Genomic DNA, 12,286 nt, shown 5'->3' with positions numbered 1-12,286 from the left:
GGTGTGGCAGGGGTAGTAGCCCTGGCCGATGTAGTTCTTGAACAGCTGGTTCTTCGCGGCGATGGCCTTGATCGCGGCGAGGGCTTCGGCCTCGCCCTGGCCGGCCGGCAGGTCGAGCACGCTGGTGCCCTTGATGCTGTCGGGGATGACGCTGGCGGTCAGGGCTTCGATGTCTTCATGGCCGAGCAGTTGCAGCATGGCCTTGATGTCGGCCTCGCGCGGGCCGATGTGACGACTGATGAATTCGTTGGCGGTGCCAAGGATGGGGGTTGAGAGGCTCATGGTGGTTCCTCAGCCGTTGGCTTTCAGCAGGTTTTCGTAGCCGGCCTGGTCGAGGAGACCATCGAGGACGCTAGTGTCGGCCAGCTGCATGCGGAAGAACCAGCCCTTGCCCAGGGGGTCTTCGTTGGCCAGTTCAGGGCTGTCGGTCAGTTGCTGGTTCACTTCGACCACTTCGCCATCCAGCGGCATGACGATGTTGCTGGCGGCCTTCACCGACTCCAGCACGGCGACTTCTTCGCCCTTGGCATAGGCCTGCAGTTCCGGGAGTTGCACGAAGACCACATCGCCCAGCGCGTCCTGCGCGTACTCGGTAATGCCTACAGTGACGCTGCCGTTCTCTTCAAGACGCAGCCATTCGTGGTCGGCGGTGAAACGCAATACGCTCATCTTTGGTCCTCAACTCATATGACGCGCCTGTTTCTTCTGCCAGGCGCTTGGCCCCGCGCACGGTCTTGCCGCGCGCTGTCGCCCGGCCATTAGCAAAGGCAGTGCCAGAAGGCTGTATGCCTTGTAAATCAAGGCTTTGAGGTTGTATTCGGAGAAAAGATACGAAGATGGCTGTAGCGAAAGCGCTACAGGGTGGCGGGCGCTTTTTGCCTGGATGGGGGGAGAGCCAGTAGTGGCGGGGGTTTCGGCTGGTTGTTGCGAAATCGTTACACTGTAGCGATTTCGCTACAGGGTTTGTGGTTTTCCTGATGAAATCGAATAAAAACAGCCAGTTAATTAAGTTATCTGATGCTCGAAGTGAAGAGTCGCAGTAGGGTGCGCCGGCCGCTCTTCGTGGGGGCGATTTCAATCGCTATGCGGACTGCAGGTTCGCCCTGATGCCCAATGGGCAACTACGCTGCCCTTTGCGAATGAATTCGCCCCCACAAATCACCTGTCATAATAAAAATCGATATTTATCAAGAGGATGAAATAATTATCTCGAATAAATATCAGGTTTTTCCGGGAATTCCGTACTTGCGCAGCCGATGGGCAATGGCGGTGTGGGAGGTCTGCAGGCGTGCCGCCAGCTGGCGAGTCGAGGGATAGGTGACGAAGAGCTTCTCCAGCAGCGCCCGTTCGAAGTTCTCCACGGCCTCTTCCAGGCTGTTCACCTCGCCATCGCTCTGGCGGGCCACGGCGGTGCCGGCGATGTCCAGGTCACCGATTTCCACCAGGCTGCTCTCGCAGATGGCGGCGGCACGGAAGATCACGTTCTGCAACTGGCGCACGTTGCCCGGCCAGCGGTTGCCCAGCAGTGCCTGGAAGGTGCCGGGCGCCAGGCGACAGGTCGGGCGCTGGATCTGGGTGCAGGCCTGCTGCATGAAGAAGCGCGCCAGCAGCAGGATGTCCTGGCCGCGCTCGCGCAGCGGCGGTACTTCCAGGTTGAGCACGTTCAGGCGGTAGAAGAGGTCTTCGCGGAAGATGCCTTCGCTGACCATCTTCTCCAGGTCGCGGTGGGTGGCGCTGAGGATGCGCACGTCCACCTTGATCTCGCGGTCGCCGCCTACGCGGCGGAAGCTGCCGTCGCTGAGGAAGCGCAGCAGCTTGGCCTGCAGGTAGGGCGACATTTCGCCGATTTCGTCGAGGAACACCGTGCCCTGGTGGGCCAGCTCCAGCAGGCCGGGCTTGCCGCCGCGCTGGGCACCGGTGAAGGCGCCGGGGGCATAGCCGAACAGCTCGCTCTCGGCCAGGTTTTCCGGCAGCGCGGCGCAGTTCAGCGCCAGGAACGGCTGATTGCGCCGGGCGCTGACGGCGTGGCAGGCACGAGCCACCAGTTCCTTGCCGGTGCCGGTCTCGCCGCGTATCAGCAGCGGCGCGTCCAGGGACGCCACCCGCTGGGCGCGTGCCTTGAGCGTGGCCATGGGGGCCGACTCGCCCAGCAGGGCGTCGAAACCTCCGGCGGCATGATCGTGGTGCAAAGCCGAGAGGCGCTCGCCGATGCGGTTTGGCTGGTAGAGCGTAAGCAGGGCACCGGTCAGGCGTTCGCCCTCGGTGATGGGCACTGCATCCAGCAGCAGCGCCTGCCCCTTGAGGGTGATTTCCCGCAGGGGGAGTCGGAAACCTTGCTCCAGCAGGGCGCTGTGCAAGCTGTCGTCGCCGAACAGCTGCGCCAGGAGCTGGCCTTCCGGCTCGGCGCCGTAGAGGGCGATCAGGGCCGGGTTGGCCAGCAGGATGCGGCCGTCGCCATCCACCGCCAGTACCGGGTCGCTCATGGCCGCCAGCAGCGCATCCAGCTGCAGGCGCCGGCGCTGGCCGGGGAGGATGTCCACCACCGTCACCGCCTGTACGCCGTGCACGGCATGCAGGGCATCACGCAGCTCGTCGAGCACTTCCGGGCTGAGGGTGGGGGCGTCGATATAGACGTTGGGCGGCACCATTTCCACCGCATCCAGGTTGAGGTTGCGGCCGCCGAGCAAGGCCAGGACCTCCTGGGTGATGCCGACGCGGTCGATGAAGGTGACGTGAATTCGCATGGAGACGCTGGGCTGGCGATTTGAAGGGGCGAATTATGCCCGGTCTGCCGTGCTTAGGTAACAGGCCGTCGCTGTCACGGAGGATTGCGGGACGTGCGGACCAGCCGGTGAGGCCGCCGGCGCTTATCTATCGCCCATGAAAAAGCCCCGCGTGGGCGGGGCCTTGGTCGTGGGCTTGCATCTTCAGGCATTCAGCGCCTTGTGCGCCCGGTCGATCACATTCTGCAGGTGACCGGCGTCGCCATAGTGTTGCGGGTACAAGCGCTCGCTGTGACGGGCGACACCGAATTCGTTGACGATGGTGAAGCTGAAGTTGCCGTTGCGAGCGGCGGTGATATGGCAGGTGAACGGCGCAAATGCGCGGGTCAGGGTGCTGATTGCAGCTTGGGTTTGATGATGGATGGTCATCGTGTTGCTTCCTTCGTTTTGCGGCCATGGGCCGCCAGACAATGGCTCCGAATCCGCCGAGCAAAAGGCTCTGGTCGGATGATCCTTATCGGAGCAAGGGTGCCGGCATGAAGTTCCCTGATCGGGATCAAGTGCTGGCAGCTGGTACTTGTGGTGCCAGGTGCTGCGTCGGGTAAGGGTCTGGCCCGACTGGCAGTCCTGGTCAATCTAGCGCTCGCTCATGACAGCTTTACTACGTCGCCTGGGGCGGGAGTGCGGTCGGTGAGTCGGCGGGTTGGCTGCGTCCCTCTGGCTTGGCCGCTTGGGATGAGAGGCGAGGGATCGAAAGGCTGATTGACTTACAACTGGGTACTAACGGCGGCGACCCTAACGGATCGCTTTGCAAAAATCAAGCCTTCAGTGATTGGCCGGTAGCTGGCTGATGTTGATTTCGGTGACCAGCGAGGTCCGTGCCGGCGGTGTGCGGGCGAGCAGGGGGCAGAAACGGTCCAGCGACTGGATAAGGTCCCACTGCAGTTCCAGGTCATGCCCCAGGCCGGTCACCTCGTCCAGCAGTCCGACCGATGCCGCCTGGAGGTTGCTGTCGGTGGAGCTGGCCATGTTCACGGTGACCTTCGCCAGCAGGGTGGTGATGGCGGTCATGTTGCGGGTGGTCAGGGCCAGGATATTGGCCAGCAAGGCGATTTCGCTTGGCGGTACTTGTTCTTGGGGAGTCTGTTCCATGAATGCTCCGATTGGGCTATCAGTCCGTAGGCGAATAGAGCCTGATTCCGTCGGACTAGTTCCAAAGAAGCATTGCGACCTCCGGAGGTGGGCTGGAACCTAGGACGAGGTTCCCCGTTTCCAGCCTGCCATGCCCAGCCTTGTCGAGTCGTCCGAACAGCAGCAGTCACTGGCCACGCGCTTGGCCAATGGCCTGCAACTGCGCTTGCTGCGGCGGCCCGGCGCGAGGCTTTGCGCAGTGCTGGTGGAGGTACAGGGCGGCAGCCACGACGAACCCGGCAAGTATCCGGGGCTGGCCCACTTTCTCGAACATTTGGTGTTTTTGGGTAGCCGCGGATATCCGCCGGAGCAGGGTCTGATTCCTTTCGTCCAGGGCCTGGGCGGACGGGTCAATGCGAGTACCCGGCCACGCAGCACGCGCTTCTTCTGCGAGGTACCGGCGGCCTGCCTCGAGCAGGCCCTGGCGCGGCTGCTGGACATGCTGTCCCATCCCTCGCTTGAAACCGCTGCCCTCTGGCGTGAGCGGGAGGTGCTGCAGGCCGAGTACAGCGCCCGCGCGCGGGACGGCCAGACCCTCTGCGATGCCGCGCTGGCATGGACTCTGGCGGCCGGTCACCCGCTGGCGGATTTTCATGCCGGCCACGCCGCCAGCCTGAAGCTGGAATCCCCCGCGTTCCTGCCCGCGCTGCAGCGCTTCCATCGGGACCATTACCAGCCGGCCCGCATGCGCCTGACCCTGATAGCGCCGCACACCCTGGACCAGCAGCTGGAGCTTGCCCGTCGCTACGGCGAGCCGCTGCAGGCGGGCAGGCGGCTGCCCGAACCGGTCGTGCCGCCCATGCTGCCACTTCGGGCGAATCGGCTTCGGCTTGGTTTGCCGGCTGGCGGCGGGCGGCTCCTGCTGGCGTTCGCCGTGGAGCAGACAGGCGACGCCCTGGAGGCGGCCACGGCCTTTCTTGAAGGCATGATCCGGGACGACTCGGCTGGCGGCCTGCAGGAGCGTCTCGGCGCCCTGGAATTGAGTGACGGCGTGCACCTGCGCCTGGCCTGTGCCGATGGCGGGCAAGGGCTGCTGGTAATGGAATTCGAACGGGTGGAAGACGCGGACTGCGCACAACTGGAGGCCGAGGTCCTGGGCTGGCTGGACTTCCTGCGCACCACCGCACCCTGGCCTGGGCTCTGGGAAGAGCGGCTGGAAAGCCTGCGCCAACGCTTTGCCGGACTTGCGCCGCTGGACGCCGCGCTGGCGCCCCGGCTGCCACGGCTCGCGGAGGTCCGCTCGCTGCTGGAACAACTACGCGCTGAACGCCTGATCCATCTCCAGACCGATTTTTCCGACTGCGCGAGCAAGCAGGTTTCGGCCGGCTTCCCCCTCAACCTGGAGCGGCTCGACGCCGAGCCCGGCAAGACCTCCGTCGCTCGTTGGCGACTGCCGCCGCCCAATCCGTACCTGACCCCGTCTGCGCCACCGACGACGCCCCACGCGCTGCTGCCCTCCAGACCCGGCCTGGCCGAGGCCCGTGGCCAGGGTGCGCTGTTCCTGCGTTGGCACCCCACGGCAGGCGGGCTGCCCCATGGGCTCGTGCCCGCGCTGCAACGGGCACTACGCCCCGTCCTGGGCGCCGCTGCCGGGGCTGGTGTGACCGGCGGGCTCAAGGCGGAGCCGGGCGGATTCACGCTTGAGCTCATAGGCGATGCCGGCCGTCTGCACCAGGTCAGTAGCGATGTGCTGCCGCTGCTGCAGGCGCCTCCGCTCTGGAGCCTTGCCCAGGGGCCACGCCTGCAGCGAAGCGCAGCATGTGGCGCGGCCGGCGAACTGCCTCTGCGCCAACTGCTGCAACGCCTGCCGGGCCTGCTGGCAGCGGCCAAGGAGGGGCCGGCCGTGCTCGATGCGGACGCGCTGGTGAGCTTCTGGCGTCAGACCTGCTGGCAGGGCCTGGCTGTGGGCGATGTGGGGGTGGACGCCGAACTGCCGGGCCTGCCAGCCGCGCCCGATGTGCTGGCCGGGCAGGGCGGGCGTACCTGGCACCGGCTGGAGGTGGCGGGCGAAGCGGCGTTGCTGCTGTTCTATCCCATCAATCCCGCCTGCTCCGGGGCGGAGGCCGCAGCGCTGCTTCTGGCCAGTTTCCTGGAACCGGCCTTTCACCAGCGGCTGAGGGGCGAGTTGCAACTGGGCTACGCCCTGGCCTGCGGCTTCAGGCAATTCGGAGGGCACCGTGGCCTGCTGTTCGCCGTGCAATCGCCGCGTGAATCCGTGGCCGGGCTGTTCGCCCACGTCCAGGACTTCCTCCAGCGTCAACGCGAGCGCCTCGCACTGCCGGACCAGGCACAACTGGATGAACTGCGCCTGACCCTCGTCCAGCGGCTGGTCCGGGAAGACATGGAGTTCCTCGGCTACGCCCGCCAGTGCTGGCTCGATCACCTCGCCGGCCTGCCGGTCGATCATCGCTTGCGGGTGCAGCAGGCCTTGAACGGGCTGCAAACCAGCCACCTGCAAGAGCAGCTCGAACGCCTGATCGCCGGGGCGAGCTGCCATGCCCTGGCCAATGCCGAGGCCCTCGCACCGGACTGGCACCTCCCGTACTGATCTCCCCCTTTAACCCTGTGCTGAAGGACGGGTCCGAAAGGGCCGCGTCCTTTCGTGCCGTGCGACCGTCCGTCGGGCTACGACCTTGGGTGGGCCTGGTATTAAGCCTTCCCGGCGCGACTTGCAGAACCCGGCCAAAGCAGGGTGAAACCCCCGCCAATGCAGCGTATGGCCGACCAGATGGCGTTTCGATAATCGGCTCCGACTCGACTGACCTGCCCGGTCGTCTACCCACAGCGGAGAGCGCCATGCACAACAAGAAGATCGCCCAAGCCCGTTTGTCCCGACTTGCCCTTGCGGCAGCGGTTGCCCTGGCCACCCAGCAGGCCGCCGCGGAGATCGTCCTGTACGACAAGGACCAGACCACCTTCTCCACCGACGGCTACGTCAACGCCTTCTATGTCAACAGCGACGTGGATCGCGAGGGCGAGCAGTTCGACCGCCGCCAGTCGCGGGTGAAGATGGGCTTCCTGCCCAACTGGATAGGTTTCAACATGGGCAAGCAGATGGACGACCTCAAGCTTGGCGCCCGTTCCTCCTTCTGGGTCACCATCAACGACAGCGAAACCAACGGCACCGCCACTGCCATCGACGTCCGCCAGTTCTACGGCACCGTCGGCAGCGACTGGGGCGAGGTGCTGGTGGGCAAGGACTTCGGCCTGTTCGCCCGCTCCAACATCCTGCTCGATGAGCTGCTCGCCGGTTACGGCCAGGTCAGCGATACCCTCGGCCTGGTGGATGGCGGCGGTGTGTCCTTCGGCAACATCGGCAGCGGCTACCCCTATCCGTTCCCGACCTCGCAGATCACCTACCGCAGCCCGAAGACCGACGGCCTGCGCGCCGCCGTGGGCATCATGGACCCGGTGGACACCAACGACGACAGCCCCACCGGCAAGGCCTACCAGGAAAACCCGCGCTTCGAGACGGAAATCACCTACGAATTCGACCTGGGCGGTGCGCAGATCTACTCCTGGATCAACGGCGCCTACCAGACGTCGGAAAACACCGATCCCAACGTCGATTCCGTCACCTCCAAGGGCCTGGGCTACGGCGTGCAGGCCAAGATGGGCGCTTTCACCCTGGTGGGCTCCGGCTTCCAGGCCAAGGGCATCAACCCCTTCTTCACCAACAACGCCGGCGAGCCGACCCTGCGTGAAGTGGACAGCGATGGCTACCTGCTGCAGGGCTCCTACCGCTTCGGCAAGAACCGCCTGGCGCTGTCCTATGGCAAGACCAAGGACGACGGCAACGGCGTGGTGAACACCGGTGCCGACTACGAAACCCGTGGCATCGCGCTGTTCCACGACATCAACGACAACCTCAAGCTGGTGGCCGAGTACAACCAGTTCGAGATCGACGGCCACGAGGGCGATGCGCAGAACGAAGACACCGACACCTTCGCCGTGGGTGCCGTGTTGAGCTGGTAAGCCCCGAACAGAATTGCTCCGGTTTTGGCGGGAGAGACGGTCGTCCTCCCGCTTTTTTTATTTCAGGAAGACATTGGGCCGGCGTGTTCTTGTAGGGGCGAATGAATTTGCCCCTGCAGGGTATGCATCTGCGAGCCCACTACCTTCGAACTAGTCCGCCGCTACCCAAGAAGGATGGGGCGTCCCGGACCCCCTCCGTAGAATTTCCACATCGCGAACAGGCTTGTTGAGTGAGGCCGCGGATGCTCGAAGAACCGGCAGAGGGTGTCGTCACCGCCATGTCCCTGGCCAGCGAGGCGGAGGCTGTGGCCCAGGACCTCGCGCGTCAGCTCATTCACCCGCACCTTGGCTTCGTGCTGTTCTTCTGCTCGGCGGAATACGACCTCGAAGCCCTTGGCCAGGCCCTGGAGCAGTACTTCGGCGGAGTGCGGCTGGTGGGCTGCACCAGCGCGGGAGAGATCACGCCCCTGGGCTATGGCCGCAACTGCGTCAGCGCAGTGGGTTTCGATCACCGCAACTTCTCCATCGCCAGCGCCCTGGTGGACGAGATGGACCGCTTCGGCCTGATCGACGCCCAGCAACTGGTGGAGCGCCTGGTGCAGGACTGCCGGGCCAATTCCCTGGCGCCGATCAAGGGCCACAGCTTCGCCCTGACCCTGCTGGATGGCCTGTCCAGCCGCGAGGAAGTGGTGCTCGCGGCACTCGGCGCGGCCTTTGGCAGCATCCCGCACTTCGGTGGTTCGGCGGCCGACGACCATCACCTCAAGCACACCCACGTCTACTACGAGGGGCGCTTCCATGCCGGCGCGGCGGTCGTGGTGCTGGTGAACACGGCGCTGGACTTCGAAGTGTTCAGCACCCACCACATCCTGCCGGGCACGGAAAAACTGGTGGTCACCCGCGCCGACAATGCCAGCCGCCGCGTCTTCGAACTCAATGCCGAGCCGGCCGCGGAAGTCTATGCGCGGATGATCGGCGTGCCGCTCGCCGCCCTCGACCTGCGCATGTTCGCCGCCCATCCGCTGGCGGTGCGCCTGGGGGATTCGTACTACGTGCGCTCCATCCAGCGGGTCAATCCGGACCTCAGCCTGACGTTCTACTGCGCCGTGGAGAACGGCATCGTGCTCACGGCCATGCGCACCGGTCCCTTGCTGCCGAACCTGGAATCGCTGTTTGAGCGTCTTGGCGAACGGCTCGGTCCGCCCTTGCTGACCATCGGCTGCGACTGCTTCCTGCGCCGGCTGGAAATCGAGAACGACGCGGATGCGCTGGCGCGTACCTCGGAAATCCTGCGCGGGCATCGGGTCATCGGCTTCAACTCCTATGGAGAGCAGTTCAATGGCATGCACATCAACCAGACCTTCACCGGAGTCGCCATTGGCCGCCGGGGGCGCAATGGATGCCGCTGAACAGCAGGCCCGGCTGGCGGCGCTGGAGGATGAGAATCGCAAACTGCGGCGCATCAACGCGGCGCTGATCGAACGGGTGGAATCCAGCGCTTCCCGCCGCGACGACAGCTACGCCGCCTTCCAGCATTCGGTGGTGCTGGCCGAACAGGTGCGCGAGCGCACCGATGCGCTGAACCAGGCCATGGCCGAACTCAAGGCCAGCAACCGCCTGCTCAGCGACGCCAGATTGCGGGCGGAAACCGCCCACCAGCACCTGATCGACGCTATCGAAAGCATCTCCGATGCCTTCGTGCTGTTCGACCGCGACCAGCGCATCGTCCTCTTCAACAGCCGCTTCAAGTCCTTCTGGGCCCGCACCCGCGCGCGCATCGGCGCCGGCACCCGGCTCTCGGAGATCCGTCGCCTGGCGGAAAGCACCGGGTTGATCGTCGAAGAGCATCGCGGCAGCGACGACAACGTCCTCTACCGGCTGCATGACGGCCGCTGGGTGCAGGTCAGCGAACGTCCCACCCGCGAAGGCGGGCTGGTGATCCTCTACACCGACATCACCGAAGTGAAGCAGAGCGAAACCGCCCGCCGCGAACAGGCGATCGCGCAGAAGTCGCGCCTGCTGCAGCGCGCCGTCGACAACCTGTCCCAGGGCGTGGCCATGGTCAGCGCCGAGGGCATCCTGGAACTGTGGAACCACCGCTTCCTCGAACTCTGCGGGCTGGCCCCGGTGGAGGCGCATCGCACCTTCGCCGGCGTCATGGCCGACAGCGAACTGCCGCTGCTCACCCCCGACACCCGCGACGCCAACGGCCGCCCCATCCGCGAGATGGAGCAGCGCCTGTACAACGGCCGCGTGCTGGAAGTGCGCACCCATCCCTTGCCCACTGGCGGCTTCGTCAACACCTTCACCGACATCACTGAACGCTATCGCCATGCCGAGGCACTGGCCGAGAGCGAACGCTGGATTCGCCTGATCACCGACCATGTGCCGGCGTTGATCGCCTACCTCAGTGCCGATCTGGTCTACGAGTTCACCAACAAGGTCTACGAGGAGTGGTACCGCTGGCCACGCGGCTCGATGCTCGGGCAGCGGCTGCGCGAGGTGCACAGCGAAGAACACTGGCTGCGCCTGGAACCCTATGTGGAGCGGGCGCTGAATGGCGAGAGCCTGTCCTTCGAAGTCACCGAGACCAACCATAACGGCCAGGAACGCTGCATGCTGCGCTCCTATGTGCCCAATCGCCTGGCCAATGGCGAAGTCGTGGGCATCTTCGTGCTGATCCGCGACATCACCGAACGCCGCCGCACCGCCGAGGCCCTGCACCAGGCTTACCAGAACCTCGAACAGCGGGTGCGCGAGCGCACCACCGAACTGACCGCACTGAACAGCCAGCTGCGTCGCGAGATCGACGAGCGCGCGCAGGTGGAACTGCGCCTGCGCGAAGCCAAGGTCGAGGCGGAGAGGGCCAACCTGTCCAAGACCAAGTTTCTCGCGGCGGTCAGCCATGACCTGCTGCAACCGCTCAATGCCGCGCGGCTGTTCACCAGTGCGTTGCTGGAGCAGCGCAGCCAGACCTGCAACCTTGCCCTGGTGCGCAACGTCAGCAACTCGCTGGAAGACGTGGAAAACCTGCTGGGAACCCTGGTGGACATCTCCAAGCTGGATGCCGGGGTGATCAAGCCGGACATCGCCTCCTTCGCCGTCGCCGAGCTGCTCGACAACCTGGCCGTGGAATATCGCCAGATCGCCGCCAGCGAGGGGCTGCAACTGGACTTCGTGCCCAGCTCGGCCCTGGTGCGCAGCGACCTGCAACTGCTGGCGCGCATTCTCCGCAACCTGCTCAGCAACGCCATTCGCTATACCCCGCAAGGCCGCATCCTGCTGGGCTGCCGCCGTCGCCGCCAGAGCCTGTGGATCGAGGTGCGGGACACCGGCGTCGGCATCCCCGGGGACAAGCTCGGCGAGATATTCCAGGAGTTCAAGCGCGGGGAAGCGGTGCGCGAGAAGCAGGATCGCGGGCTTGGCCTGGGCCTGGCCATAGTCGAGAAGATCGCCCGCATGCTCGGCCATCGCATCCATGTGTCCTCGGAGCTGGGCAAGGGCTCGCTGTTCGCCGTGGAAGTGCCCCTGGCCCGCCGCGTATCCCGGCAGAAGCCGGAACGCAGCGAGCCCGAGGCGGTACTGGAGCGGCTCAATGGCGCGCGGGTCTGGGTGCTGGACAATGACGCCGCCATCTGCGCGGGCATGCGCACCCTGCTGGAAGGCTGGGGTTGCAAGGTCACCACGGCGCTCTCGGAAGAAGACCTGGCGCGCCAGGTGGAGAATTTCCATGCCGACGCCGACCTGCTCATCGCCGACTACCACCTGGATAACGGCTGCAATGGCGTCGACGCCGTCGCCACCATCAACGCCCGCCGCAGCACACCGCTGCCGGCCCTGATGATCACCGCCAACTACAGCAACGAACTCAAGCAGCAGATGCGCGAACTCGGCCACACCCTGATGCACAAACCGGTTCGGCCGATGAAGCTGAAAACGGCGATGAGCCATTTGCTGGAGCGGTGAAGGCGCCAATTGCCCGGGGCAAATTCATTCGCCAAGGGCCGCGCAGCGGCCCCCTGGGAGCCTGCATGGCAGGTCTGCGACCTGCTCAGCGAATGAATTCGCCCCCACAGGGTCAGCAACCGACGCGGATGCCAGGCGCAGGATGGCGCGCTCTTTTTTGTGGGGGCGAATTCATTCGCCAAAGGCCGCGCAGCGGCCCCCTCGGGACTCTGGAAGGCAGGTCTGCGACCTGCTCAGCGAATGAATTCGCCCCCACAGGATCAGCAACCGACACGGATGCCAGGTGCAGGATGGCGCGCTCTTTTTTGGTTCTTCGCGGAGTCTGGGGGAAGAGCGAGTTGACAGTCAGGGAAGTGGGTAAATTGGCAGTCGCCAAACGAACCAACCCCCACTCCCTGCTGCCGCCGTGCATCCTATTGATCTTGCTCAAT

The 12,286-nt window shown here is 65.0% G+C and carries 9 protein-coding genes; 4 read left to right on the top strand and 5 right to left on the bottom strand.

Annotation, left to right across the window (positions count from 1 at the left end; translation table 11 throughout):
• The 5 genes from ACFW0B_RS25265 to ACFW0B_RS25245 all read right to left on the bottom strand — a co-directional run.
• Positions 1 to 282, bottom strand: a 282-nt coding sequence (locus ACFW0B_RS25265; RefSeq protein ID WP_449151708.1) for a hypothetical protein, incomplete at its 3' end; no start/stop codon positions are given.
• Between the two features lie 9 nt (positions 283 to 291).
• Positions 292 to 669 carry a glycine cleavage system protein GcvH gene (gene gcvH / locus ACFW0B_RS25260; protein ID WP_449151707.1) on the bottom strand — a complete coding sequence of 126 codons (378 nt, stop codon included), beginning with the start codon at positions 667 to 669 and terminating at the stop codon, positions 292 to 294.
• Between the two features lie 551 nt (positions 670 to 1,220).
• The gene (locus tag ACFW0B_RS25255; RefSeq protein WP_449151706.1) at positions 1,221 to 2,744 is read right to left on the bottom strand and encodes a sigma-54-dependent transcriptional regulator; all 1,524 of its coding nucleotides are present in this window, start codon (positions 2,742 to 2,744) and stop codon (positions 1,221 to 1,223) included.
• 183 nt (positions 2,745 to 2,927) lie between these two features.
• Positions 2,928 to 3,152: a hypothetical protein gene (locus ACFW0B_RS25250; protein ID WP_449151705.1), complete on the bottom strand. Its 225-nt coding sequence runs from the start codon at positions 3,150 to 3,152 to the stop codon at positions 2,928 to 2,930.
• 396 nt (positions 3,153 to 3,548) lie between these two features.
• Positions 3,549 to 3,875, bottom strand: a complete 327-nt coding sequence (locus ACFW0B_RS25245; RefSeq protein ID WP_449151704.1) for a hypothetical protein — start codon at positions 3,873 to 3,875, stop codon at positions 3,549 to 3,551.
• Positions 3,876 to 4,005: 130 nt separating this feature from the next.
• Between ACFW0B_RS25245 and pqqF the strand changes: the two genes are divergently transcribed.
• The 4 genes from pqqF to nahK all read left to right on the top strand — a co-directional run bounded on the left by pqqF (position 4,006) and on the right by nahK (position 11,855).
• Positions 4,006 to 6,462 (top strand): pyrroloquinoline quinone biosynthesis protein PqqF, encoded by a 2,457-nt coding sequence (gene pqqF / locus ACFW0B_RS25240; protein ID WP_449151703.1) that lies wholly within the window; start codon positions 4,006 to 4,008, stop codon positions 6,460 to 6,462.
• Positions 6,463 to 6,710: 248 nt separating this feature from the next.
• Positions 6,711 to 7,889 carry a porin gene (locus tag ACFW0B_RS25235; protein ID WP_449151702.1) on the top strand — a complete coding sequence of 393 codons (1,179 nt, stop codon included), beginning with the start codon at positions 6,711 to 6,713 and terminating at the stop codon, positions 7,887 to 7,889.
• Between the two features lie 242 nt (positions 7,890 to 8,131).
• On the top strand, positions 8,132 to 9,298 hold the full coding sequence (gene nosP, locus ACFW0B_RS25230) for a nitric oxide-sensing protein NosP (RefSeq protein ID WP_449151701.1): 1,167 nt from the start codon (positions 8,132 to 8,134) through the stop codon (positions 9,296 to 9,298).
• Positions 9,285 to 11,855, top strand: coding sequence for a hybrid sensor histidine kinase/response regulator NahK/ErcS' (gene nahK / locus ACFW0B_RS25225; RefSeq protein ID WP_459251734.1), 2,571 nt, complete (start codon positions 9,285 to 9,287; stop codon positions 11,853 to 11,855). Before nosP ends, nahK begins: the two co-directional genes overlap by 14 nt.
• Positions 11,856 to 12,286 lie beyond the last annotated feature (431 nt).

The organism is Metapseudomonas phytobenefica (assembly GCF_043392685.1).
In the GTDB taxonomy this organism is placed as follows: Bacteria; Pseudomonadota; Gammaproteobacteria; order Pseudomonadales; family Pseudomonadaceae; genus Metapseudomonas.
Note: the sequence above shows the minus strand (reverse complement) of the source record. Positions and strands in the feature narration are given on the sequence as shown.

Coding starts and splice junctions, on each gene's coding strand:
- ACFW0B_RS25245 (WP_449151704.1), bottom strand. CDS start 3,875: ATGGAACAGACTCCCCAAGAACAAGTACCGCCAAGCGAAATCGCCTTG.
- gcvH (WP_449151707.1), bottom strand. CDS start 669: ATGAGCGTATTGCGTTTCACCGCCGACCACGAATGGCTGCGTCTTGAA.
- nahK (WP_459251734.1), top strand. CDS start 9,285: ATGGATGCCGCTGAACAGCAGGCCCGGCTGGCGGCGCTGGAGGATGAG.
- pqqF (WP_449151703.1), top strand. CDS start 4,006: ATGCCCAGCCTTGTCGAGTCGTCCGAACAGCAGCAGTCACTGGCCACG.
- nosP (WP_449151701.1), top strand. CDS start 8,132: ATGCTCGAAGAACCGGCAGAGGGTGTCGTCACCGCCATGTCCCTGGCC.
- ACFW0B_RS25255 (WP_449151706.1), bottom strand. CDS start 2,744: ATGCGAATTCACGTCACCTTCATCGACCGCGTCGGCATCACCCAGGAG.
- ACFW0B_RS25235 (WP_449151702.1), top strand. CDS start 6,711: ATGCACAACAAGAAGATCGCCCAAGCCCGTTTGTCCCGACTTGCCCTT.
- ACFW0B_RS25250 (WP_449151705.1), bottom strand. CDS start 3,152: ATGACCATCCATCATCAAACCCAAGCTGCAATCAGCACCCTGACCCGC.